This window comes from candidate division KSB1 bacterium, from assembly GCA_034506255.1.
Classification (GTDB): domain Bacteria; phylum Zhuqueibacterota; class Zhuqueibacteria; order Zhuqueibacterales; family Zhuqueibacteraceae; genus Coneutiohabitans; species Coneutiohabitans thermophilus.
On the sequence record JAPDPX010000015.1, the window covers coordinates 42,268 to 67,437 of the forward strand.

Below are 25,170 nucleotides of genomic sequence, written 5' to 3' on the forward strand. Positions count from 1 at the left end.
CCGGACGGTTGCGAATGTAAAACACGGCCGCCGTCAACAGGATCGCCCACAAGAATGGGGTGGAGCATGAGATCCTGCGCCCGCTCTTTTCCCGCTGTAACAGTTCAGCCCCCAATTTGATCGGCCACGGCTTGGCGTGGCATTGCTGCAGAGCGCTTCCGCAGGATTGCAAGATAAAGCCACGGTCAAACCGTGGCGGAACAGGGTTGGCTCCCGGGTTTGCATCCGGCACATCGCCGCATCACGTTCTTTTGGAGGATTATCGGTGGTTTGCCATGCTCCTTTTGCTTGCGATTGCAGCCGGGCTGGCGTATTCAGCCCGCGGCCGTGCTCTGTCCGGCCTGGCCGGTCAGAATGCGCTGCACCGCCTGGTGTAGATGGCCGTTGGTTGAAAAGGCATTTTTGCCGTGAATGGTGGCTTGTCCCTGCCAGTCGGTGAAGCGGCCGCCGGCCTCTTCGATGATCGGCAAAAGCGGGCCGCAGTCCCATACCGACATGCGCGCGTCGAGCATGATTTCGGCACGGCCGGTGGCCACCAAAAAATGGCCATAGGCATCGCCCCAGGTGCGCTGCAGTTTGGTGAGGGCACACAAATGTTCTCGTGCTGCGGCATGGCCGAGTTTGTCCATGGCGAAGAAATCGGTGGCGAGCAGGGTGGCTTCACGCAATTCCGTGACCCCGGAGACGTGCGCGCGCCGGCCGTTCCAAAAGCAGCCATAGCCGCGTGCGGCCCAGACCATTTCTTCCAGGGCGGGGAAGTTGATCACGCCGAGCAGGACATCCTGATGCATTTCATAGGCCAGCAGCACGCCATAGAAGGGCACGCCACAAACGAAGCTGCGGGTGCCGTCAATGGGATCGATGTACCAGGTGCCGGTCTCGGACTTGGGCCCCGCGCCCTCCTCCTCTCCGACAATGGCATCGTGCGGGAAATATTTTGTCAGCCAGCGGCGAATTTCCTGCTCGGCACGCTTGTCGGCAATGGTGACGGGAGAGCCGTCGGCCTTGATTTCGGTGAGGGGGTGGGCTTGGTAATATTCCAGCGTGATCTTGCCGGCGCGCCAGCAGGCTTCGAGCGCGGCATCCAGGCGGGTTTGCAGGTTTTGGGCATTCATGACAGGGCAAGCAAAGCGGGCAGGCCCGTGGGCGGCCGGAGTTTGGGACTGGTTTGATGGCACTTTCTGCACGGGGCAGCGGGCATGCGGTGCCCGCCCCAAACGAATTACCCTCCGACCCTTGCGCTGCGGGCAAGGAAAGTGAGCGGAGGGTAAGTGCAAAGGCAACGAGGGCAGCACACGGCTGCCGGCAAAGCGAGTTTCACCGCAGTGGAAGCGGCAGGAGGCCTCTTCAACGTCCGACTTTTTTCTTGGCCGCCTTCTTGGCTGTTTTTTTCCTGGCAGCTTTGACAGCTTTTTTCCTGGCCGCCTTTTTTGCAGCTTTTTTGACCGTCTTTTTGGCCGTTTTCTTGGCGGCTTTTTTTCTGGCTGCTGCTTTCTTCTTCACGGCCGGTTTGGGGGCGGCTTTGGCTGGCATCGGCGCGGGCAGCGGTTCCATGCCGGCTTCTGGCATCCCGGCGCTCGTGTCCTCCTCTTCTTCCTCCTCTCCCTCCGACCAGGAGGAATCCGACAACGAGCCGCCAAAGGGTTCGTCCTCGTCAGACTCTGTCGGGGTCACCTCGGAATCCGCGGGATCGTAGCTCTCCTCGTCGTCGTCATCTGAGGGGGCGTAAGGCCAATTGTCCATCGCTTCCTCCACAAAAGAGTTTGGGAATTGCGTATCGCACGCGTGATTTAGGCTCGCTTAACGCACCAAAAAAAATAATCGTTCAATTTGCGATATGCAAGACGAATTTTGCGAGGCGCGAAAATAGTGGCATCAAAAGTGACGGCTGCCGGTGCGATTGGACGCAGTATGGGTGCGGGCCGGGGGCGCCATGTTGCAGCTGGTGTCACCGGCACGCGGACAAAATCTGCAAAAAAACCGCATTTTTTGCGGTTTTGGTGGCCCTCCCACGAGAAAACACTTGCCTTCACTGGATTTTCTATATATCTTAGCCGCGTTCATTGACACGCGACAAGCCCGCCGCCTGTGCACGGCGCGTTGATGCACCCGCGGTATCATTTGTTATTCACAACCTAATCGAGGAGAGAAGAGCAATATGGCAAGCGCAGGTCCCATGACCAAAGGACAATTGATCAAGCATTTTGCCGAAAAGTTCGATATGACGCGTGCGCAATCCATGGAGTGGTTTCAGGAGCTGGCCCGCCTGGCGGCCAAGGAGGCCAAGCGCGGCTTCACCATCCCCGACATCGGCAAACTGGTGGTGGTCAAGCGCAAGGCACGCATGGGACGCAACCCGCAGACGGGCGAAGCGATCAAGATTCCCGCCAAAACCGTGCTCAAATTTCGCATTGCCAAAGCCGCCAAAGACGCGGCGCTCAAAAACTGAGCGGGCCGCCGAACCTCGTGCCCGGCGATCACGCTTCAGCTGGCAGGGCAATGCCCTTTGTGCGCCGCCCTTTCCGGCTTTGCTCGTGCCTTCATCAACGCGTCTGATTTCAAAACCCATCCCGGCTCGCCGCGATGGGTTTTTGCATTCAGACAGGTACAGCCATGATTCAGCACCTTCGCATCGGCCTCGCCCAAATCAATCCGACCGTCGGCGATTTGCGCCGCAACCTCGAGCTCATCCTGAAATATCTTGACGCGGCGCGCCGCCAGGGCGTGCAGCTCATCCTCTTTCCCGAACTGGCCGTCACCGGCTATCCCCCCGAAGACCTGATCCTGCGCGATGACTTCGTGAGCGCCAACCTGGCGGCCATCGAACAGATCACCCGCGCCAGCCAGGGCTTGGTGGCCATCGTCGGCTTTGCCGAGCGCCTGGCGCACCGCATCTACAATGCCGCGGCCGTGTGCGTCGACGGCCACCGGCTCGCCACCTATCACAAAATTTGCCTGCCCAACTATGGGGTCTTCGATGAGCGCCGCTATTTCGAAGCCGGCAGCCGGCCGCTCGTCGTGCAGTGGGGCGCGCTGCGCATCGGCATCAACATCTGCGAAGACATTTGGACTCCGGCACCGATCGCGGAGTTTGAGGCCTCGGCGGGCGGCGCCCACCTGCTCGTCAATATTTCGGCCTCGCCCTATCACTTTCGCAAGGGGCTCGAGCGCGAGCACCTGGTGGCTGCCCTGGCGCGGCGTGCACGCGCCTACTTCGCCTATGTCAACATGGTCGGCGGCCAGGACGAATTGGTGTTTGACGGCCAGGCTTTTCTGTTTGATCCCGAGGGCCGCCTGTTGCTGCGCAGCGAGCAATTCGAAGATCGTTTGATCATCACCGAAGCGGCCATAGACACCGGTCTGCCGCGGCCGGCGCTGGGCTTGGCAGGACGTTATGAGCTGGCCGAGGCGGTGATTCCCCTGCCGTTTCTGCCCGCCGCTGGCGCTCCGCCGCCACCCGTCGTCGCGCGCGTGCGCGAAGAAGCCGATGAAATTTTCGCCGCCCTGGTGTTGGGCACGCGCGATTATGTGCGCAAAAACGGCTTTCAAAAAGTCGTGCTCGGCTTGAGTGGCGGCATCGATTCGGCGGTGACCGCCGTGATTGCCGTGGCCGCGCTGGGCCCGGAAAATGTCGTGGGCGTCCTGCTGCCCAGCTCGTTCACTGCCGCGGCCAGCAATGAAGATGCGCTCGCCCTGGCGCGCAACCTCGGCATTGTGACCCTCGCCCTTCCCATCCGCGACTTGATGGCAGCCTATGACGAAACCCTGGCGCCGGTCTTTCACGGCTGGCCGCGCGACGTCACCGAAGAAAACATTCAGGCACGCATCCGCGGCAACTTGTTGATGGCGCTCTCCAACAAATTCAACTGGCTGGTGCTCATCACCAGCAACAAGAGCGAGACCGCGGTCGGCTACAGCACGCTTTATGGCGACATGGCCGGCGGCTTTGCCGTCCTCAAAGACGTGCCGAAGAGCAAGATCTATGCTTTGGCCCGCTGGATCAACCAGCACGGCTTTCCCCAGCCTGTGATCCCGCCGCGCACCATTGAACGCCCGCCCACAGCGGAGCTGCGTCCCAACCAAACCGACCAGGACACGCTGCCGCCCTATGATCTGCTCGATCGCATCATCGAAGAATACGTCGAAGAGGATCGCAGTGTGCCGGAAATGATCAGCCGGGGACTGCCTGCCGGTGTGGTGCAGCAGGTGGTCCGGCTTATTGATCGCGCGGAATACAAGCGCCAGCAGGCTGCACCCGGCATCAAGATCAGCACCAAGAATTTCGGCAAGGACCGTCGCATGCCGATCACCAATGGCTTCAAACCCTGGGAGCCGCTGTGAGCGGCGTCGTTCCGGGAAGGTTCCAACCCCGGCTGGGCGGGTGCTTCAGCCAGGCGGTCCCGGCCAGCCCGTTGCAGTCTGCCTTCGAAATTTCCTGATTTCGGGCAGGTATGGAACAGCTTGCGCAAAACCGGCCGGCGCCGGCAAAACCGCTGCGACCGCTGCGCTGATTGCACCCCGCCGCCCGGCGCGGCATGTGACGAGGCGCAGCGGCCCGCCGCCCGGAGAGCTGAGACAACCGCAATCTCGTCCTGCCATGGCCTCATTATTCGTCACCAAAGATGACGTGCTGCTCTTCAAAGTCCGGCTGCGGGGGGCCGAAGTAACCATCGGCCGCGCCGAGGGCAATACCATCCGCCTGGGCGATCTTTCGGTTTCGCGCTGTCATGCACGCCTGCAGCGCGAACCCTCCGGCGACTATCTGCTTGAAGACAACCACAGCACCAACGGCATCATGTGCAATGGCCGGAAGCTGACGCGGCCGGCGCGGCTGCAGGACGGCGACGAGATCAGGATCGGCGCCTACCTGCTGCGTTTTGCCGCGGAATCCGGCAGCACCACCGATCATCTGCAGGCCTTGTTTGCGCCGGCAACCCGCAAAAGGGAGCGCAAGCCCCAGGCCACCACCGGCGGCGCACTGGTGAGTGAAGCCGGGCAACTGGTTTTCACGATCACGCAGGATCGCATTGTGCTCGGCAATTATGGCCGGGTCGATATTCAGGTGCAGGGCAAAGAGCCGCTGCGTGCCTCCCTGTTTCGCCGCGGCGATTGTTTCTTCCTGTGCAGCGAAACCGGTGCACCCTGCGTGCGGGTCAATGGTTTGCTCACCATGAATGCGGAAGTGCGCTACAACGACGTCATCGCAATCGGCGACCGTCATTTTGTGCTGCGCCGGACGTAGATCCCTGCAAAAAAACGCTTTTGCCCGGGGCGGCACGGTGCTATATTAGGCGGTGAAAAAATCCAGCGCGCGGGCGCCGGCGGGCGCCATCATGAATGCCTGATCTTTGGGAGCAGCAACGATGCGGTCCCTCCAACCTCGATGGTGCCATGGGATGAATCAAAGAGCAACTTTGCCGGTGTTCGCCTGTCTGGCCCTGCTGTGGCCCGGCTCTCCGGGAAGGCATGCTCCGCTGCAGCAGTCCGCCAAACAAGTCATTGCCCGGCGCGGCGACACGCTCAGCTTTCTGGCGCTGCGCTACTACGGCTTTTTCAATGATTCCCTCCAGGCGGTGCTGGCAGCCGCCAATCCTGCGAAGAACCTGAATGAGCTGCAGGCCGGTGACACGCTGACCTTTCCGCCGCGGCCGGGGAATCAAGCTCTCCCCGAGGTGCTGCAGAGTGCGGCGGCCGGCGCGGTGCTGACCTATCTGGAGGGTGAAGTGAGCTGTCGCCGGCCGCAGTACAGCCCGGCGTTTGTCGCGGCGCGGCCCAATCTGGTGTTGCGCAGCGGCGATGAAATCAAGACCGGCAAAAACGGCCGCGCGGAACTGGTGCTGGACAACCGCAGCGTCCTGCGCCTGGATGCCAATTCCCATTTGCGCATTGCGGCGTTGCAGCATGCCGGCACCTATCAAGCCAGGTTTGCATTTGCTGTCGGCTCGCTGTGGACCCGCATCACCAAATTGTTGCAGCAGAAGCCGCAAATCGAGGTCGAGTTTCCCACGGCGATTGCCGGGGTGCAGGGCACCACATATCGCACGGTGGTCGCGCCGGACAGCGCCACCACCGTGCGGGTATATGACGGCGCCGTCGAAGTGCGCAACAGTCCGGCCGCCGGCCGCCGCGGCCCGCCGCAACGCATCGGCCCGCCGCAGCAGGTACCGGGGCCCGCACAAGTATCACTCGACACCTGGATCAAACTCGTGCGTGCTTACCAGGAAATTCACATTGCCAAAAACGGCAGACCTTCGGATCCACGCGCGTTTCGCGACCAGGGCGCGGAGCTGGATTGGGTGCACTGGAATCAACAGCGTGACCGCGAGCTCGATACCGAGCCGTGATTTCTTCGGAAAAGGCATGTTTCCGGCCACGCCAAGTTTGTCATCCCCGAAGAGGCAGAACACGCCGGGAGGTGCCTTCTGCAAAAACACCATGCATTCCGCCGTGCGCCGGTGAATTCATGACAGCTCAGCCAAGCTGTGGCCGTGGCCTGCATTTGCCCCCACTGGTGAAGCTTCATGCCGCGGCCCAGCCGTGGCAGATCCTGTGTGGTGAGCTGTCACGGGAGATCACATCTGCGGGCGGAACGCGATTGCCAAACGTTGCAATGCAGCGGCAGAATCTTTTGGCCATGCCTTGTCACCGTTCCGAGGGGAATGGTGATGCCTGCTTCTCCGGTTTATGATGACCAAACCATCGCTTCGCCCCTCTCTTTCACTCATTGTCCCCAGTGTGCTGTTGTTGCTCGCCGCACTGCTACACCTGCGCCTGTTGCCGTTGTCAAACACACTGGAATGGTTCGAGCGCCAGAATCTCGATCTCTGCTTTCGGTTGCGCGGCCCCCTGCCTGCCGATTCGAGTGTGGTGCTGGTGACCATCGATGATGCCAGTCTCATGCGCGTGGGTGCCTGGCCGTGGCCGCGGCATACACTTGCCAGATTGCTGCAAAACATACTCGCGGCGCAACCGCGGCTGGTGGTTTTGGATGTCATTCTGCCGGCGCGGCCGGAGGAGGCCGCCGGCACTGCGGAACTGGCGCGGGTGATGCGCGACAGCCGCATGCAAGGCGGTGCCGGCGTGATTCTGCCCTATTACTTCTCCCGGATCAGCCGGCAGCCGGTGCCCGACAGTGAGCCACCACCCGCCCCCGTCGCCGCCAGCGCCCTCATCCTGTTCGATGCGCCGCCGCAGGAGGTGGCCCGGCTGCCGTGGTTGCATGCCGCCGGTCTCAATCATGCCTCGCTGGATTTGCTCTCTGCCAGCCTGCCGGGCGGCCACATCAATCTCATCAGCACGGAAGCCGGTGGCGGCGAGGTGGTGCGCTGGGAGGCACAGATCGTGCGATATGGCGGGTACTATCTGCCCGCCCTGCCGTTGCAGATTGCAGCGCAGGCGGAACAACTCACGCGCGGCCAAATTCGTTTGCAAGCCGGACAAGGGATTCAACTCGGCGAGCGGTTCATTCCCACTGATCGCGCCGGCTGCACGCTCATCAACTATTATGGCCCGGCGGGTAGATTTCGTCAAATTTCTGCGGTGGAGTTTTTGCAGGGCCGGGCGCCGGCACTCGCGGGCAAAATCGTTTTGGTGGGGGTCACGGCTGCCGGCACACAGGATTTTCTGGCTTCGCCCTTTGCCAGCCGGCTGCCGGGTGTGGAAAAACTCGCCACCTCCACCGCCAACATTTTGCGGCAGGAGATGCTGCAGCGACCGGATTATTTGGTGGCAGTGGAAATCCTGCTGATGTTTGCCGCCGGCATGCTGGCCTTCTGGGGTTGCCGGCGTTGGCCGCAGACCCCGGGCGCTGTCCTGCTGGCGGGGTTGGCGTTGCTGCTGTGGGTGCTTGGCTTTGCCGCTTTTGCAGGCGGCAGACTGTGGTTGCACAGCCTTGGCTTGGCGCTGGCGCCGGTTCTGACAGGCGGCAGTACGCTGCTGCTGGCAGAAAAGAAGAAAGGCCCGGCCGCATCTCCGGTGGTCCCATCACCCTCGACCGCGGTGACCGAGGTGATTACCGACCGCGGCGGGTTGCGCCGCCTCGGCCGATTCGAAATTATCGCCGAGGCCGGGGCGGGCGCGATGGGGAAAATTTATGCGGCGATCGATCCCACCATCGGCCGCAAAGTCGCGATCAAGATTCTGCATCCGATGCCCGGTCTCTCCCCCGCCGGCCGGCAGCGAATGCGTGAGCGTTTTTTGCGCGAGGCGCGCGCCGCCGGCAGTTTGAATCATCCCAACATCGTCACCATTCACCAGGCGGATGAAGCGGCCGGCCATTTCTTCATTGTCATGGAATTTCTCGAAGGCGAGCCGCTCGACGAAATGCTTGAACAGCAGGCACCGCTGCCGCTGCCGCGCCTGCACCGTCTGACGACGCAGGTCGCCAGCGCCCTGGATTATGCCCACAGTCGCGGCGTGGTGCATCGCGACATCAAACCTTCGAATTTGATGATCCTGGCCGGCGACACGGTGAAGATTTTGGATTTTGGCATCGCCCATCTCGCCCAGTCGACGCTGACCCAGGAGGGTGCGGTGTTGGGCACGCCCTGTTACATGTCGCCGGAGCAATTGCGCGGAGAGAAGATCGACGGTCGCGCCGATGTCTTTTCACTGGCGGCAGTGGTTTATGAGATGGCCACCCGGCAACGGCCGTTTGCCGGGGATAACGTCGCGGCGATTTCCACCCAGATTCTTGCAGGCCGGCTGACCCGGCCCACGACCCTCAACCCCAGACTGCCGGCGGCGTTCGATGAAATCCTGCTGCAGGCACTCCATCCTGATCGGGAACGGCGTTACGCCACTGCCGGCGCTTTTGCCGCGGCATTGCAGCGCTTGTTGTGATTGCAGCAGGATGGCGGCAGAAGCAGGGCGGGCGTGAAGATTTTGCAGAGCAGGCCCCGGCCTGCACCGTTTTGCCGGCAGGTTCGCAGCCCGCGCCGCGAGATGGGCGCGGCCAACCCGGTGTCGAGGCAAAACGGCACAGCGTGGACGGGAGAAACATGGCCGCCCCCCGTTTGTTGCGCACACGGATTCATCCGCGCCGGCGGGCGGCGGGACAGCAGGCCGTTGCATTGAACTTCAAGAGTGTGAAGAATGACCCCGCAACACAAAATCATCCTCGGTGATGCCCGTGCCATGACCGAGCTGGCGAATACCTCCGTCCATCTCATCATCACCTCCCCGCCGTACTGGCAGCTCAAGGATTACGGCCATGCCGGTCAAATCGGCTTCAACGACAGTTACGAGGAGTATATCAACCATCTCAACCTTGTCTGGCAGGAATGCCACCGTGTTCTGCATCCCGGCTGCCGGCTGTGCATCAACATCGGCGATCAGTTCGCGCGTGCGGCCTATTACGGCCGCTACAAGATCATTCCCATCCGCACCGAGATCATCAAATTTTGCGAGACCATCGGTTTCGACTACATGGGCGCGATCATCTGGCAAAAGGTGACCACCACCAACACCAGCGGCGGTGCGACCATCATGGGGTCGTTTCCCCATCCGCGCAACGGCATCGTCAAGCTCGATTACGAGTTCATTCTGCTGTTCAAGAAACCCGGCACAGCACCCAAGCCGGCACCGGCGCAAAAGGAAGGCGCGGCGATGACCACGGAGGAATGGAACGAGTATTTTCACGGCCACTGGAATTTTCCCGGCGAGAAGCAGAATCAGCATCTCGCAGCGTTTCCGGTGGAGCTGCCGCGGCGCCTGATTCGCATGTTCTCCTTCCCCGGCGAGACCGTGCTCGATCCCTTCCTGGGCAGCGGCACCACCGTGGTGGCGGCGCAGGCTTTGGGCCGCAACGCGATTGGATACGAAATCAACCGCGCCTTTCTGCCGGTCATCAAAAACCGGCTCGGCCTCGTGGAAGACAGCCTGTTCGGCGCCGCAATCGCGCCCGACGTGCAGATCATCGAACAGCCGCCTCGCCGCATCGACTTCCATGCCGAGATTGCAAAGCTGCCCTACATTTTCCGCGACCGGGTGAGGTTCGACCGGAAAGTCGATCCGCGCCGGCGGCATTTCGGCTCAAAAATCAGCGGCCGCGAGCAGGAAGAGATCACATATTACTCGGTGGCGCGCGTCGAAGCGCCGCATTTGCTCGAGCTCAGCGGCGGCCTCAAAATCCGCCTGCTGGGGATCAAGCCGCTTCCCGAAAGAGAACGCGCCGCAATCGAATTCATGCAGAAGCTGGTCGCCGGCCAGAAGGTGTTCTTGAAATTCGATCAGCCGGAATATGACGAAAACAACCGGCGCTGGGCCTATCTTTATTTGAAGAACAAAACCTTCATCAACATGCACCTGCTCAAGAGAGGGCTGGCAGAGGTGGACACCACGCAGGAATTTCGCGTCAAACAGCGCATGTTGCAGGTGGCGGGGTCACAAACCTGACCGGGCGCCTCCGCAGCCTCCGGCATGCGATCTGATGCGGCTGTTTATCCCATCCGGGTGGGTGTTCCCTGCTTCCGCCGGCTCCCCTCGTTTCGCCAGACACAACAACGACAAGCCCAGCGGCGCGGAATGTCGCCGCAGCCAGAACCGTTCAGCCGCAAAGATGGCTTCGAGACAGCGGTTGGCGGAACACAGTTTTTCAAAATCGGAGCGCGGCGGCTGCCGCCGTGCGGGCAGGGCTTTTTGCAGCAGCCGCAAGCCGGCGATGGGGAGAAAGAGCAGGCTGTTGTAATAGGAAAGGCGGAACGGCTGCAGGCGGGTGACTTGCAGCAGCCGCCGCAGGTGGGTTTTGTTGTAGCGCCGGCGGTGCTGGTTGATCTCGTCGTGCTCGCTCCAGAGCCACATGAACGCGGGCACGGTGATCACCACCAGGCCATGCGGCTGGAGCCAGCGCAAGTAATGCGCCAGGGTGGCGGCATCATCATCGACATGTTCCAGGACATCGAAGAAGGTGAGCACATCATAGCGGGTCTGCTGCCAGGCGGGATCACTGTCGAGGAAAACCCGATGGTGGCCGCGTTGCCGGCAGAGGGTGACGGCCTGCGACGAAATCTCGACGCCGGTCACGGCACCGAATTCGCGCAGCATTGGCAGCATGGCACCGGTGCCGCAGCCCACGTCCAACAGAGCCAGCCCGGCGGGACGTGACCGGGTCTGCCGGTCGCAAAGGTGCTCGGCGAGCAGCGTGCGCATGATGCGATTGCGCGCCTGAAACCACCAGTGCGAGTCTTGCACCTCGTTGAACAGGAGATAGTGCCGGTCTTCCATGGCGGGGGCGGGGGTGGACGAGGCGCAGCCGGCCGGGCTCATGTGCCGCGGCAGCCGGTGAACGGCTTCAGCCTTCGATTTCGACCAGCAGTTGAATTTCGCGCAACACGCCGGCGATGCGAAAACACTCGGCGAATTCGCCGTCATAGGCGATGGCCTTGCCGCGGGTGTGCGCCTCATAGGCGATTTTTTCAGCGTGCTGCTGGCTGCATGCCAGCGCCTTTTGCAACTGCAGAATGACTTCGTCGAAGGTGTGAACGTCGTCGTTGTAGAGAATCACCTTCCAGGGTTCGCCGATGCGGGAGCCGGTGTCATCTTCGACAACGGTTTCTTCATCGGCAACGGGAGTGGGAAGCCCCAGCCAGAGGCGCCATCGGGACTCCAGCCGGGGAGACAAGACAGCGCGACTGCTCATACGACTCCATTTTCGTTTGCCAGCGCGGCAATAATGCGCCGGTTCGCGGTGGAGAAGGCATATTGGTGCAGGTCACCAGGCGCCACCCATTTCCAGCGCTGGCAGGCCAGCGCCTGCGGCTGACCGCGCAGGTAAGCGCAATGGTAGACGTGCAGGGTTGCCCGAAAATGGGTGTAGCCATGCTCGATCGTCATCAGGCTTTTGCCGACTTTGACCTCGATGACCAACTGCCGGCGCAGCGCACGCCGGAGCGCGGTGGCATGCCGCTCACCCTGCTGCAGCGCGGTATTGGGGAACTCCCATAATCCGCCGAGCAGGCCGCGGGCAGGGCGCTGATTGATGAGCACCCGGCCACGCTTCCACACCAGCGCCACAGCCAGGTGATGATGCGGCAGCGGCGGCTTGCGGCGGCGCGCCGGCAATTGCGCCGGGTCATGCAGATGATTGTAGGCACAACAGTAGTTCTTTGCGGGACATTGCCCGCAGGCCGGGCGGCGCGGGGTGCACACCAACGCCCCCAACTCCATCATGGCCTGGTTCCAGTCACGCGCCCGGCCGGCTTTGAGCAGCGCTTGTGCCAGGGCACGAAAAAGTTTTTTGCCCGGTGGTTCGCGCGGGGGCAGTGTCACCTGAAACAGCCGGCTGAGTACGCGCTCGACATTGCCATCCACCACGGCCTGATCGCGGTTGAAGGCGATGCTGGCAATCGCCGCCGCCGTGTAAGGTCCGATGCCCGGAATCTGCAGCAGCCCGTCATAGTCGCGCGGCAGTTCACCCTGCCAGGCTTCATGAACATATTGTGCCGCCCGGTGCAGATGACGGGCGCGCGCATAATAACCCATGCCCTCCCACGCCTTGAGCACATCGTCAAGCGGGGCCCGTGCCAGCGCTGTCAGCGTGGGGAAGCGCTGCAAAAACGGGTCGTAGTAGGCCACGACCTTGGCGGTTTGCGTTTGCTGGAGCATCACTTCCGCGACCCAGATGGCGTAGGGGTCGCGTTGCCGGCGCCAGGGCAGATCACGCTGTGCCGCCGCGTACCAGTGGAGCAGCTTGTGTTGCAACGCCCGGCGTCGAGCAGGCGGGATGCGATCCAGGTGGACATGTAAATCGGGAATCGTGCGTGGCATCGTTTTTCCGCGGGCGAATGTAAGGCCGGACGGTGAGATTCGCAACTTGAAATTTGGCAGCCGGCCCGCCGGAAAAATTTCCAGAGAAAGAAAAGCAGTTGATACCGGCGGGTGAATTTTGTATATTGGCGCGCTTTCAAAATCACGTGATCACCCTTCAGCCATTCCAGCGCTTTCTTGTGGAATGGCTTTGCTTTATCCTGCGCGGGCAATCTCAACCATCAGACGGCGCCGTCTCACCCTGTTCAAGGAGCTCTCAGTCATGAAGCAGTACTATTTCACCGAAGCCGGCTACGAAAAACTGCGCAAGGAAATCGAGCGCATCGAAAAATATCTGAAGAACGACATCGCCAGGGAAATTGCAACTGCGCGCGAGCACGGCGATCTGCGCGAAAATGCCGAATACGAGTCCGCCAAGAACAAACAGGCCAACTACATGGCCAAGCTCGGCATGCTGCAGGAACGCTTTCAGAATGCGCGCATCATCCGCAAGGGCGACCTGCCGGAGGGCATTGTCACGCTGGGCAAGATGGTCACGATTGTCGACACCGCCACCAAAGAAACGGAAAAGTACATCATCCTCGGTGACGGGGAGACCGATTTGGAAAAAAACATCATCAGTTATCAATCACCGATTGCCCAGGCTTTGATGAAGCACAAGGTGGGTGACCTCGTCGAGATCAAACTGCCCCGCCGCATCAAGAAGGTCGAAATCGTGGCAATCACATTCTACGAAGATATGTAAGCGCGGCCGTGCCGGCCACCAGCGCATTTCTATTCCCACCGTTCCGGGTCGAGTTTGTCTTCCCTCTCCTGCCGCCACTCCTGCAGCCTGTGCCACACCCGCGCGATGAGGGAATCGGCGCGGTGCCCGGCGTTCTCCCAATAGAACAGCTCCAGTGCCGCCATGCCGGCACACGGCCGCACAATGACCCAATCCCATCCCCCGCCCAATCGCACGCCGTCACTGATGCCCGTCACTTGTTCTGCGAAATGTTCGAGCAGCCGGCGCATCAGGCCGGCTTTGAGCCCGGCCGGGCAGGAAAAGAATTGCCGGCCCAGGGCACCCGCCTGCCAATCGGCCGGCGCCAGGGAAGCGAGACGCGGCAGCACCCGGGCGAGCGTCAGCAGGGCATCCGGCTGGGCTTGCCAGGCGGAATCAATGATGCCGCCACGGCCATCAAAACCAAACCAGGATGCCAGGCCCTTCATGCGGGCAAACTCCGCAAAGCGCGGCTGCACACCCGCAAGCGTCAACACCCCCCGGCGGGCGGGCATGGTGCCGGCCAGCGCAGCCATCAGCCAGTTGAAAATCTGGACGGCAGAACCATCCTGCTGTTGCAGCATCAGGCTGAACAGCATATCGCTCACCGGCCGGCCGGTGTGTGCCTCACGCAACCGCAGCCGCTCACCGTTTCCGTTCAGCGAGAAACACCACTCCTCCTGCCGGTTGCACACGGTGTCGGGCCCTGCTGCCGGCTCATCCACCACGACGGCCAGCGGCCAGGCAAATACTTCTGCGAAGTGTGCGGCGAGCTGCGCCAGTCCGGCATCGCCGACATGAACGTGTGCGGCGGGTATTTCTGCGGATGATAGGGCGAGAAAGCCGGCCAGCGCGTTGAGATAGGTGCAGCGCACCTGTGCCGCATTCAGGTCTTCGTGCCGGCCAGCGCCCTGCGAAAGGGAGATTTCTTCGAACTCGAGGGCGCAGGTGGCGGCTGCCGAAAAATTGTGGCCTTGCTGGTCCAGCAGAATCAGTCGCTGCAGATTTGCCTCTCCAATCTTGCCGAGATAAACGCCGCCGGCACACTGGCGGGAGAGCAGTGCGTGCCGCGCCAGCGGGACGCTGGCTGGTTGCAACAAAGCCACTTCGCACCCGGCTGCAGTGAGCCCTTCCAGCAGCGGCGTGATTTCCGCTGCCGACCCCATTTCCGGTGACGCCGCCAGCAGAATCCTGGCGCGCCCGCCCCCGGCATGCGCCGGCCCTGCTGGCACGGCAACACGGCCCCGGCGGCGCTGTTGTGCAGCGAAAGCCCTGCCCAGCCAGTTCAGGAATTCCGCGCTGAAATGGGCTGCCACCACCTCCCCGCCGTCGATGAAGCGTCGCAAATAGCCGATGGGCAGCACACGCTGCGTGGGCACGATTTGCCCGGCGGCCACGCGCTGCCGCGGCGGCACGATGCCATTGGCTTGAATGACAGCATGTGCCTCAATCTGCGCGCTCTCGCCGATCAGGCTGTTCGGCAGGAGCCGGGCGGCCGGGCCGATGTGCGCATGGTCCATCACGATCGCGGAATCAATGGTCGCTTCTTCACCCACGCTCACATGCTCGAGCAGCACGCTGCGGGTGATGCGGGCATGCGGTGCAATCTGGCAGCCGCGATGGATGACAGATTGTGACAGCAGGGCGGTGCCGGCGATGTGACTCCGCCCGTCCCGGGTGAGTATGCCGCGTTGATGGCGGTGGCTGCCGGCTTCCGCGCGCGTCAGGAACGCGGCCGGCAGTCTGCCATCGAGAAATTCCAAATTGGCCAGGCGCAGGTCCTCCGGCGTGCCGACATCACGCCAGTAGCCGTAAATGGGGAAGCCGTAGAGCGGCGCGGCTTTGGCGGCAAGTGGTGGAAAGACGTGTTTTTCGAAGTGGACCGGCTCGCTGGATTCCGGGATGTGGTCGAGCAATTCCGGCTCGATGAGGTAAACGCCGGCGTTCACCCAGTCGCTGAACACTTCCGGCCAGGTGGGTTTTTCGAGAAATTGCAGGATGCGGCCGTCGGGCTGGCGCCGCACGATGCCAAAGGACAACGGGGTGGATTGCGGATACAGGGCGATGGTTGCCAGGCTGCGTTTGCTGCGATGAAACTCCAGCATGGCTGCCAGCGGCGCTTCGGCGAGAATATCGGCGGCGTGAATCAGGCAGGTTTCCCGCACCTGCTCGCGGATGAAACGCACACTGCCGGCGGTGCTGAGATCCCTTTCGAGGATGACATACTCGAAGGTGGCGTCGTAGGCTTCGCCGGTGCCGAGCCGGGCGGGGAAGGCCTCCGGCCGGTAATGCAGCAGAAAGAGAAAGTCCCGAATGTTCTGCCGGCGCAGGGCCAGAATAATGCGGGCAACAATGGGAAGATCACCAATGGGCAACAGCGGCTTTGGGCGGGTGAGGGTGAGGGGGTGCAAGCGTGTCCCCAGGCCTCCGGCAAGTAGAATCGCTTTCACGGCAGTCTGTTGTCGTTCGTGTGAGAAATTCAGTGGCAAAGAGGCAATCCGGCAAAACCATGGTGTGCAGGGGAATCATACTCGGTTCCGAGCGTGAAAACGGTTCGGGGTCCTGATCAATTCCAACAGCCTGGTTTAATTGAATCCGATTGTCTCGCCGTCCTTTACGCAATCAGTATGGTAGCTGCTCTCCGAGCTTTGCGGATGAATGATGCAGTTGCAGCCAATCGTCACGTTGGCGGGCACCCTCGCCAGCTTGCCCACCACCGTCAGGCCTTCGCGGAGATGGTCGGGGAAGCGGCGGTTGGGCCGGGTGCGATCGCCAAAACCGACACGGCAACCCCGGCGGAAATGGGTGAGCTTGTCGGCAATCACGAAGGAAAGCGCCGCCTCCGGCTCGATGACGCTGTCATGCATGACCACCGAATCGCTCACCACCGCCCCGCGGCCCACGCGCACGCCGGGCGAGAGCACGCTGTTGCGCACTTCGCCTTCGATGACACAGCCCTGCGAGATGATGCTGTTGCTGACTTTCGCGCCGCGCAGGAGGCGGGTGGGCGGCCGGTCGCCGGCACGGCCCTCTTCTTCGAGATTGGTATAGACCTTCCAGCGCGGCAGATCGAGGCCGGAGCCGGGCCGCAGCAGATCCATGTTGGCATCCCAATAAGCGAGCAGGGTGCCGACGTCGCGCCAGTAACCGCTGAAGGGGTAGGCGCAAACGGTGTGCGTCTGGATGACTTCAGTGATGATGTGCTTGCCGAAGTCATGCTCCGGAATGGTGCGCAGGCAGTGATAGAGAAAATCGGTGTTGAAGACATAAACGCCCATGGAGGCGAGATTGCTGCGCGCCTGTTTCGGCTTTTCCTCCCAGGTGAGGATGCGATCGTGGTCATCCACGGTGGCGATGCCGAAATGGCGGGTTGCCTCCCACGGCACGCGCATCATGGCGATGGTGAGCTCCGCGCCGCGATCTCTGTGAAAGTCGACCATCCGGCTGTAGTCCATGTGGTAGATGTGGTCGCCGGAGAGAATGAGCACCTGCGCGGCATCGAAGTTGCGAATGTAGTCGAGATTCTGCCGGATGGCATCGGCGGTGCCCTTGTACCAGTCGGAATCCTTTTCGCCGGTGCGCGGCGGCAGAATTTTGGCGCCGCGCATGCGGCCGACGAAATCCCACGGCTCACCGCCGCCAATGTGCTCCATCAGCGAGAGCGGTTTGTACTGCGTCAGCACGCCGACATTGACGATGCCGGAATTGCGGGCGTTGCTCAGGGTGAAGTCGATGATGCGATACAGGCCACCAAAGGGCACGGCAGGCTTGGCGCGCGCATGTGCCAGGATGTTGAGCCGGCTGCCCACCCCGCCGGCGAGCAGCATGGCCAGAGTCCTTTTCATGAGATCGACACTCCTGATTCATACCTGCGCTGCCGAAACCTGGCTGGCGTCAGACCGGGATGCACGATGCAGTTCGAGCCGATCCTGCAGCGCTCCGGAACATGGGCGCCGCGCCCGATCAGAGTGATGCCGCTGCGCAAAAGCCGGGGATACTCCTCATTGGCAAGCGTCGGGTCGCCATGGCCGATTTCACATTCCGCCGCCAGGCAAGCCTCGCTGTCCGCAATCACCTTGTGCAACCGGCAGCCGGCGGCAACCCTGGTGTCGAACATCAGGATCGAATCCTCCACCAGCACGTTTTCGCCGATCTCCACTCCGGGAAAGAGAATGCTGTTCTTCACCGTGCCGTGGATGCGGCAGCCGCTGTAGATCAGGGAATTCTCGATTTGGGCCGTGCTGCCGAGATGGGCCGGCGGCCGATCGCGCACCGCATCGTGTGCGAGATTGGTGCGCACCTGCCATTTCTCGGGATCGATCCGGGGATGCTCGCCGAGCATGTCCATGCTGGTCTGCCAGTATTCATCAATGGTGCGGGTGTAGCCCCAATAGCCCTCATTGCAATAGCCATAGACGCGGTGGCTTTTCACCATCTCCGGGATGATGTGACGGCCGAACTCGAACCCCCTGGGGTCCCCGGAAAGGTGCTGTTCCAGCACTTCCGCCAGCACTTTGGTGGAAAAGAGATAAATCGTGAGCGAGGCCCAGTAGCGTTCCTCCGGCCAGTCGGGAGGCGTCTCCGGCTTCTCGAGATATTCCAGCAGTCGGCCGCCGCGCCGGCCCGCTGCCAGGTCCAGCCGGCCCAGGCCGAAGCGCGAGGCTTGCGCACGCTCCGTCTGCGTGAAGGCGATGGTCAAATCCGCATGATGTTCGAGATGGAAATCGATGAGCGGGTTGTAATTCATCGAATAGACGTGATCGCCGGAGAGCACCAGCACGAGATCGGGATGGTGCACGCGAATAAAGCCGAGATTCTGGTAGACCGCGTCCGCGCTGCCACGATACCACTCCGAGGACAGGTGTTGCTTGAACGGCGGCAGGATGGTGACGCTGCGCTCCCGGCCCACCATTTCCCAGGAGGCGCCGTTGCCGATATGATTGATCAGGGAATGCGAGCGGTATTGCGAGAGAATGCCGACGTTTTCAATGCCCGAATGCATGAGGTTGCTCATGGGAAAATCGATCACGCGATACAGCCCGCCGAAGGGCACCGCGGCCTTGGGACGCATTTGCGTCAACACCGAGAGTTCATCGCCGCGGCCGCCGGCCAGAATCATCGCCAATATTTTTTTTCGCATATCCCACACCCAAGAGGAGGCCTGGTCAAACCCGGGTGCAGTGCCTTGCCTGGCTGGAAGAAAGTGCCTGCGGGCCTGCCACGGCTCATTTGCTGAAGATTTTTTCCATCAACCAGCCTGTGCCGAACACCAACACACCGGTTACCGCCAGCCGGGTCTCGGCTTTAAAGGCCGCCTCCCCCAGTGGATCGGAAAGCCCGGTGAGAATGCCCCACAGAGTGAGCGCCAGGCCGAGCATCTGAAAAGCCTTGGCAAAATACCACAGCGCCTGTCGCAGACGTGCCTCCATTGAAAAAATAAGAAGGGGCAAACGACCAGGGGAGCTTGTCCATCCGCGCCTCCCGCCGTTTGCCCCTTGTCGCTTGCTTCAACGTCACGATACGCCGAGCGGGAGAAAGGCGCCGGGATGGTTCCATTGTCCCATTTCCTCCCGGTAGCGGATGCTGGTGTCCACCAGCAACTGGCCGTCTTCGGAGAGATCGATCTTGACCCGTTCCAGCGGCCGCGGCGCCGGCCCTTCGAAGTTGAGGCCGTCCATCGTAAAGCCGCTGCCGTGGCAGGGACATTTGAACTTGCCTTCGGCCTCCAGCCAGCGCGGCGTGCAGCCCAGATGCGTGCACTGCGCAAAGATGGCATAGAACCCCTTCTCGTTGCGCACGATCCAGGTGCGGTAATCCTTCACCCATTTGGTGCTGACCGCGCCCACGGGATAATCATCGGGCAGCCCGGCCTTGAACACGGTGGAGGGCTCGAACAGCACGCGCGGAAACATGTAGCGCAGGGAGCCGAGCAGCATCGTGCCCAGGAAGCTGAAAAACGCCACCCAGCCGGCGCGCGACAGAAAGTTGCGGCGCGACATCCACAGCGTGCCGGGTGCCAGAGGTTCCGTCAGCGTCGAACGAGATCCCGGTTTGGCCTTGGTGGGCTCCGCCGCCGGGGGTGAAGGTTTCTTCTCGGCGCTGGCTGCCGCCGGGTCAGCCTTTTTCAGTGTCGCGGCCGAAGCCGCCGCTTCTTTCTTTTCTGCGGACACGTGCAACCTCCTCTCACTCGGATTCAATATGTGTTTCTGTCAGCAAAGAGATCCGGGGGCGCATGGATCACAAGACACCGCGTGCCGGCACATGGGAATCCAAACCTGCCCGGGCTCGGTGGCGCAGAGGAAACGCCGGCCCTGGCCTCAGGGTTTGCCGTTTCCCAGACTCAGCAGGTAGTTGCGCAAAGCCACGATCTGTTTGTCGGGATCGCCCTGCAGCACATCCGGCGGATAGGAATCCGGATAAAAGGACGGCATTTTGGTGCCCGGCTGCAGGGCCTGCGGATCGCGAATCCATGCCGCGATCCATTCGGGATTCAAGCGCTGCCTGGCCATGGCCAGGTCCGGTGCCCAGCCCTCGGGCGGACCTTGCGGCTTTTGTGCGCCGCGTTGATGGCACGAAAAGCAATCGAAATATTCGCGTGAAACCAGTTGTTGAGCGGCCCCGCGCTGCTCGGCGGTGATCTCATACTCCGGCAAATAGGAGAATCCCGTCGCTTCCCCTTCCAGCGCCTTGAAATACTCGACCAGGATGTTGGCCTCCTTGTCGGTGAAGGCAAAAGTCGGCATGCGCGTGCGCAACCACGGCCGGATTTCGCCGGTGCGCGGCTGTTTGAGAAAATTGAACAGCCACTCGCCCTGCACCTTGCGGCCCTCCCCGATCAAATCCGGCGGGGCATAGGCCGCGGCGGTGAACTCATCGAGGCCCTCCTTAGCCAGGGCGGAGATGAGCGCGGGCTTGATGTCCCAGCCTTCCCCTTCGATCAAATGGCAGCCGGTGCAGTTGTACCTGCGCACCAACAGGCGGCCGGCATGCACGGCTTCATCGCGGCCGTGCCAGGGCTTGACATAGCGCTCCCCGATCACGCGGCCATCCCAGGAGCGCAACAACACCGCGAGCGCCGTGGCATCCTCCTTCGTCATTTGAAAATTCGGCATGCGTTGCACCACCGCCTCGGTGGCATACAGCCGCGAGTTCATCAGCTTGCCGATGGTCCAGCCTGTCCAGGTTTTCTCCACCTGCTTGTTGGCCAGGGCATCGCCGTAGAACAATTCTTCGGTGGTTTTCGCGCCGAACTCATTGAGCGAGACCGACACCCGGCCTTCGTTCTCCAGGCCGGGAATGAGATGGCAGCCGTGACAGCCGAAGTTGCGCAGCACGGCCTTGCCCTGGCTGATCAATTCGGGGTTGCTGAGATCCGGCAGGGCCGCGCTGTAATCGCCGGGCAGGGTGATCTGGTCCTTGAGCGACACCAGATAGGCGGTGATGTCCGCCGCTTCCTGGTCGCTCAAACGCAGACTGGGCATGCGCGTGGTCGGCGAGAAGTGTTTGGGATTTTTGATCCAGTCATACAGCCACTGCGGCGAGGTTTTGGCGGCCACAATGCTCAAATCCGGGGCCATGTCGTAGGGCAGGGGGTTGGAGCGCAGCTCGCGATCCGCGGCCTCCACCACGTGACAGCCCTTGCAGCCCACGGTTTCCACCAGTTTTTCGCCGCGGCTGGCATCGCCCCTGGCCGGCATCGGCGCGGGTGTCCAGCCCGGTTGTTTGCCAGCTTCGAAGAGATAAGCGGTGGAGGCCAGGGCTTCTTCATGGGTGAACATGGGATTGGGCATGCGCGAATGCGGCCGCAGCTCGCGGTTGTTGCGCAACCAGCCGTAAACGAAGCCGGGCGACAGCTTGTACGCCACGCGGCTCAAATCCGGCCCGATGCGCTCCAGCGTCTCATAGCCGCGAATTTCATGGCAGCCGTAGCAGCCCAGATCGAAGACCATGCGTTTGGCGCGGTTGAGCTGATCGGCATGCGCCAGCCGCAGCTCCTGCCGGTGGCATTTGTTGCAGCCCGCCTGCACAAAGGCGCCGGTGAGCAGGGGATGCTCCCAATGTTTGGCAAAGCCATGCGCCATTGCCACGGTTTGCAGCGCCGGGCCCTGGCCTTCATGGCAGGGCGTGCAGCCGAAGCGCTCCACCGGATGAATGCGCAACAGGGTGTCGAGTGAGACGTGGCTGCGGAACGGTTCGGGCATCGTCTCGAAGCCCTTGCGGTTGGCGGCCACGTGGCAGGTGTGGCAGCGGTCGACATTGTTGATGAAATTGCCGAAATTGCCCTTGACGAATTCCGGCATCACCACCTGCTGGATTTTGATCTTGCGCTCGGCGATGCGGTCGAGGCGAAACTGCAGGTCATCGCGCACCTTGGTGAGTTGCGCCAACTGGCTGGTGATTTCATGGAGCTGGGCACGCTGCTGTTGCAGGCGTTCCACCACCGCGTGTTTTTCCGCCTCTGCCTGCTCCCATTTCTGCTTCCACTCCGCCACCAAGCGGTTGAGTTCCTCCAGCCGGCGGCCGTGCCGTTCATATCCCGCCTGATCGTGGTGGTATTGGGCCTCTTTGTAAAGATAGTACTCGGCATCGGCCTCGCTCTTGGCGAAGCGGTATTGCTGCACGGCCAGCGCCACGTTGCGCGCGGCTTGCGCCGAGTCCGCCTGTGCCTGCCGGTGTTCGGCGCTGTTGAGGGCGGCGCGCGCCTGCTGCAGTTGTGCCTGCAGGTTTTGGTATTGCTCCTTCAGCTCGCCCTCGTACAGTCTGGCATTTTCCGCGTCAAGCAGAGTTTGCAGACTGTCGCGCTCCAGGCGGTTGAACTCACGCTGGGTGCGCTGCCAGGGCGACCGCACCCAGATCATGTCGAGCACCGCCCAAAAGGTCGTCAACGCCAGCAGCGCACTGCAGATGAAATAGATGTGACTGTAGTCCCGTTCTTCGATCGGAATGTCGGAACGCTTCGCCAAGTCCGCCTCCTTAGACATTGAACCAGGGCGTTACCCAGATGTACTTGATGTTGAACGCGATCCGCAAAAACATCTTGATGACCAGGCCCATCATCGACAACAGCAAAAAGGCCGTGACGCTGTAGCGCAACGGCCCCAGCGTTTTGAGAATTTCGGACTTGTCCCGCTTCCAAAACCAGTAGATCGGAATCAACGCAAAATATCCGCCCACCACCGCCAGGCCGAACAACCCGGCGCCCAGCTTTGAGCGAATGCCGACCACCTCGTGCAGGTCGACGTTCACCATCGCCACCACCTTGTGCGGATCCCACAATTCCCACGGTGCGAAAAAGTTCCAGCCCGGGCCGCGCAAAAACGTGCCGAGCATGATCAACGACAGCCACAGCACCAGAAACCCGAAGAGAAAAATCGAAATGGCAAAAGGCCGCTCCTTGAAGGTGTAGTAGCCGTTGCCCTTTTTGTTGGGATCGATGTAGGGAATCGCCATCAAACCCATGATGATGAGCGTGGGCAGCACCACCCCGGCGATCCAGGGGTCGAAGTAAACCAGCATCTCCTGCAGCCCGAGAAAGTACCACGGCGCCTTGGAAGGATTGGGCGTGCGCGAGGGGTTGGCGGGCTCTTCCAGGGGGGCATCCAGCAGGATCGACCAGACGGTGAGGATGATCATCACGATGATGGCGGAGAGGAACTCATTGCGGGTCAGGTAGGGCCAGGTGTGAATGCGATCCTGCGCCTCCGCCTTCATCTTCTCGAATTCGCCGTTGGCAAGGCGGCGGTCGTTGCGCCGGGCCTCGCGCCACCACAGCCACACATAAAACGGGATGATGAACAGCAGTCCCACGATCGGAATGTTGTCGGGGTTCTTCAGAATATTGACGAGGTTTTCCATGAATACCCAACCTTCTGTGCGTGTGAAGCTGCCGCCTGACCGGCGCACCACAAACGCCGGTCAGCAGGGGAGTGCCTGGTTGTCAAGAGAGCAGGAGTGGTGCGCCATGTCACTGCATGAGCCGCACGGATGTCAGCGCGAGAAGCAGGGGGAAAACGGCCGGCGGAAAGGGCGGCACGACTTCCCTACAGCGGGCCGGAAATGCCGCCGTCTTTGCGGACGCGCCAAAAATGCACGCCCATGAAAACCGCCGCAAACAACGGCAGGAAGATGCAGTGCAACACATAAAAACGCAGCAGTGTGGGCGGGCCGACTTGCGTGCCGCCCAGCAGCATGAAGCGCACGTCGTTGTCCGGCTTCATGCCGAGCTCGGGGCCGAACGGGCCCTCATGGCCGAGCAAGGGTGTGGCGCGCGCCATGTTGGTGCCGACCGTCACCGCCCAGATCGAAAGCTGATCCCACGGCAACAGATATCCGGTAAAGGAGAGCAGAAGCGTGGTGGTGAGCAAGATAACGCCGACCACCCAGTTGAATTCGCGGGGGGGCTTGTAGGAACCGGTGAGAAACACGCGGAACATATGCAGCCAGACGGCGATCACCATGCCGTGCGCCGCCCAGCGATGCATGTTGCGCAGGAACATGCCGAACGGCACGTCGAACTGCAGATACTTCATATCCGCGAAGGCGTATTCGGCGGTGGGGCGATAGTAGAACATCAACAGGACGCCGGTGACGGCGGTGACGAGAAAGAGCAGAAAGGTGATGCCGCCCATGCACCAGGTAAACCGGATGTACGTGCCGTGGCGGGGAAGCTTGGTGGGATGCAAGTGCATCCAGAAATTGTCGAGCACTTGCAGCAGGCGATTACGCTGGGAATCTTCGTAATCATGACGGAACATCGACTTCCAGACTTGAGACTTGAGCAGGCTCTCCCGCATCTTGTTGATGACTGCTTGCATGCCCTCTCCTCTGATGTGGTTCCGTACCAGCCAGATTCGATTTTTGAATGGCGCGAATATAAACGAAAAAGTCTTGATTGTCAAGCGGTAAGCCCCGGCCGTCCCTCCCGCGCTGCCTGCGGAACCCGGCGACGCGGGGAAATCCATCGGCGCGAGGCGTTTCCGGCCGGCACCGGCAGCGTTGCTGAGCAGGCCCACCCCGCCGCACGCGATTGCCCGCGTCGCCATCTCTCCGTTGCTTTTGGAGTAGCGCAGGCATCTTGTCCAATGTCAATAGTTTTCAAACAAAGCAAAAAACTCTCACGCAAAGCCGCAGAGAGGTTTCTGCAGCAATTGCCAAACAACAAGCCTCAGCACCACAAAAATCACACAAACCACCAGGTTTCCCTCATGCCCTTGGCGGATTGGGTGGTTCAAAAATCTTCGCGGTGACAGTGCCGTCCCCTTTCTGATCTGCCATGATTTGGCCATGGCATTCCTACAGAGAGCCTCCGCAGGATCGCAAGATAAAGCCACGGTCAAACCGTGGCGGAACGGCTACTCTTTGCGAAGGCCCTCCAGCTTCGCGTCCTTGCGTGTTTTGGCTTTTGGGTTTTATCACTTCGAAAAAGTTAGCAGCATTTGGCATCTTGCCTGCCTGCAGGCTGAAGGGCCGGCCTACGGCGTTTTCGTGGCACACGTTTGGGTTATCTCTGGGCTTGTTACGATCCCCTCGCCAGGCTGGTGCTCTTTGATTATCGTCCCGGCCGCGATCGTGCCGGGCCCAATGAGCTGCTCAAAAATTTCCGCGGCTATCTTCAGATCGACGGTTATGACGGCTACAACGAT

Annotated in this window: 21 protein-coding genes; 8 read left to right on the forward strand and 13 right to left on the reverse strand. The window is 61.4% G+C overall.

Annotation, left to right across the window (positions count from 1 at the left end):
• Positions 1-314 precede the first annotated feature (314 nt).
• Positions 315-1,115 (reverse strand): histidinol phosphate phosphatase, encoded by an 801-nt coding sequence (locus tag ONB52_21545; protein ID MDZ7418717.1) that lies wholly within the window; start codon positions 1,113-1,115, stop codon positions 315-317.
• A gap of 232 nt (positions 1,116-1,347) precedes the next feature.
• Positions 1,348-1,743 (reverse strand): hypothetical protein, encoded by a 396-nt coding sequence (locus tag ONB52_21550; protein MDZ7418718.1) that lies wholly within the window; start codon positions 1,741-1,743, stop codon positions 1,348-1,350.
• Between the two features lie 415 nt (positions 1,744-2,158).
• On the opposite strand from ONB52_21550, the gene ONB52_21555 reads away from it, so the two are divergent.
• The 6 genes from ONB52_21555 to ONB52_21580 all read left to right on the forward strand — a co-directional run bounded on the left by ONB52_21555 (position 2,159) and on the right by ONB52_21580 (position 10,395).
• Complete coding sequence (locus ONB52_21555) at positions 2,159-2,449, forward strand: HU family DNA-binding protein (GenBank protein MDZ7418719.1); 291 nt, start codon at positions 2,159-2,161, stop codon at positions 2,447-2,449.
• A 164-nt stretch (positions 2,450-2,613) separates the two neighbouring features.
• Positions 2,614-4,341 carry an NAD+ synthase gene (locus ONB52_21560; protein MDZ7418720.1) on the forward strand — a complete coding sequence of 576 codons (1,728 nt, stop codon included), beginning with the start codon at positions 2,614-2,616 and terminating at the stop codon, positions 4,339-4,341.
• Between the two features lie 256 nt (positions 4,342-4,597).
• On the forward strand, positions 4,598-5,242 hold the full coding sequence (locus tag ONB52_21565; protein MDZ7418721.1) for an FHA domain-containing protein: 645 nt from the start codon (positions 4,598-4,600) through the stop codon (positions 5,240-5,242).
• A 154-nt stretch (positions 5,243-5,396) separates the two neighbouring features.
• A complete protein-coding gene (locus ONB52_21570) occupies positions 5,397-6,344 on the forward strand; it encodes a FecR domain-containing protein (GenBank protein MDZ7418722.1) in 948 nt (315 codons plus the stop codon).
• 340 nt (positions 6,345-6,684) lie between these two features.
• A complete protein-coding gene (locus tag ONB52_21575) occupies positions 6,685-8,841 on the forward strand; it encodes a serine/threonine-protein kinase (GenBank protein ID MDZ7418723.1) in 2,157 nt (718 codons plus the stop codon).
• Between the two features lie 252 nt (positions 8,842-9,093).
• Positions 9,094-10,395: a DNA methyltransferase gene (locus tag ONB52_21580; GenBank protein MDZ7418724.1), complete on the forward strand. Its 1,302-nt coding sequence runs from the start codon at positions 9,094-9,096 to the stop codon at positions 10,393-10,395.
• On the opposite strand, the gene ONB52_21585 is transcribed toward ONB52_21580, so the two are convergent.
• From ONB52_21585 to mutY, 3 genes are read right to left on the reverse strand one after another with little or no spacing between them, the layout of a single operon-like run.
• Positions 10,384-11,265, reverse strand: a complete 882-nt coding sequence (locus ONB52_21585; protein ID MDZ7418725.1) for a class I SAM-dependent methyltransferase — start codon at positions 11,263-11,265, stop codon at positions 10,384-10,386. The genes ONB52_21580 and ONB52_21585 overlap by 12 nt on opposite strands.
• Positions 11,266-11,290: 25 nt before the next feature.
• Complete coding sequence (locus ONB52_21590; protein ID MDZ7418726.1) at positions 11,291-11,638, reverse strand: ATP-dependent Clp protease adaptor ClpS; 348 nt, start codon at positions 11,636-11,638, stop codon at positions 11,291-11,293.
• Positions 11,635-12,765: an A/G-specific adenine glycosylase gene (gene mutY / locus ONB52_21595; GenBank protein ID MDZ7418727.1), complete on the reverse strand. Its 1,131-nt coding sequence runs from the start codon at positions 12,763-12,765 to the stop codon at positions 11,635-11,637. The genes ONB52_21590 and mutY overlap by 4 nt, the downstream gene beginning before the upstream one ends.
• Positions 12,766-13,027: 262 nt before the next feature.
• Here mutY and greA point away from each other — a divergent pair, with 262 nt between their 5' ends.
• A complete protein-coding gene (greA, locus tag ONB52_21600; GenBank protein ID MDZ7418728.1) occupies positions 13,028-13,510 on the forward strand; it encodes a transcription elongation factor GreA in 483 nt (160 codons plus the stop codon).
• Positions 13,511-13,539: 29 nt separating this feature from the next.
• On the opposite strand, the gene ONB52_21605 is transcribed toward greA, so the two are convergent.
• The 8 genes from ONB52_21605 to ONB52_21640 all read right to left on the reverse strand — a co-directional run bounded on the left by ONB52_21605 (position 13,540) and on the right by ONB52_21640 (position 24,342).
• Positions 13,540-15,978, reverse strand: a complete 2,439-nt coding sequence (locus ONB52_21605; protein ID MDZ7418729.1) for a sugar phosphate nucleotidyltransferase — start codon at positions 15,976-15,978, stop codon at positions 13,540-13,542.
• Between the two features lie 135 nt (positions 15,979-16,113).
• Positions 16,114-17,373 carry a sugar phosphate nucleotidyltransferase gene (locus ONB52_21610; protein ID MDZ7418730.1) on the reverse strand — a complete coding sequence of 420 codons (1,260 nt, stop codon included), beginning with the start codon at positions 17,371-17,373 and terminating at the stop codon, positions 16,114-16,116.
• Positions 17,370-18,668: a glucose-1-phosphate adenylyltransferase gene (locus tag ONB52_21615; GenBank protein MDZ7418731.1), complete on the reverse strand. Its 1,299-nt coding sequence runs from the start codon at positions 18,666-18,668 to the stop codon at positions 17,370-17,372. Before ONB52_21615 ends, ONB52_21610 begins: the two co-directional genes overlap by 4 nt.
• Before the next feature lie 85 nt (positions 18,669-18,753).
• Entirely contained in the window at positions 18,754-18,957 is a 204-nt protein-coding gene (locus ONB52_21620; GenBank protein MDZ7418732.1) for a hypothetical protein, read from the reverse strand.
• Positions 18,958-19,041: 84 nt separating this feature from the next.
• Complete coding sequence (locus tag ONB52_21625) at positions 19,042-19,698, reverse strand: Rieske 2Fe-2S domain-containing protein (protein ID MDZ7418733.1); 657 nt, start codon at positions 19,696-19,698, stop codon at positions 19,042-19,044.
• A gap of 147 nt (positions 19,699-19,845) precedes the next feature.
• The gene (locus ONB52_21630; protein ID MDZ7418734.1) at positions 19,846-22,491 is read right to left on the reverse strand and encodes a c-type cytochrome; all 2,646 of its coding nucleotides are present in this window, start codon (positions 22,489-22,491) and stop codon (positions 19,846-19,848) included.
• A gap of 10 nt (positions 22,492-22,501) precedes the next feature.
• Entirely contained in the window at positions 22,502-23,383 is an 882-nt protein-coding gene (locus tag ONB52_21635; protein MDZ7418735.1) for a cytochrome C, read from the reverse strand.
• A gap of 185 nt (positions 23,384-23,568) precedes the next feature.
• The gene (locus ONB52_21640; GenBank protein MDZ7418736.1) at positions 23,569-24,342 is read right to left on the reverse strand and encodes a cytochrome b N-terminal domain-containing protein; all 774 of its coding nucleotides are present in this window, start codon (positions 24,340-24,342) and stop codon (positions 23,569-23,571) included.
• 260 nt (positions 24,343-24,602) lie between these two features.
• Between ONB52_21640 and ONB52_21645 the strand changes: the two genes are divergently transcribed.
• A complete protein-coding gene (locus tag ONB52_21645) occupies positions 24,603-24,794 on the forward strand; it encodes a hypothetical protein (protein MDZ7418737.1) in 192 nt (63 codons plus the stop codon).
• Positions 24,795-25,170 lie beyond the last annotated feature (376 nt).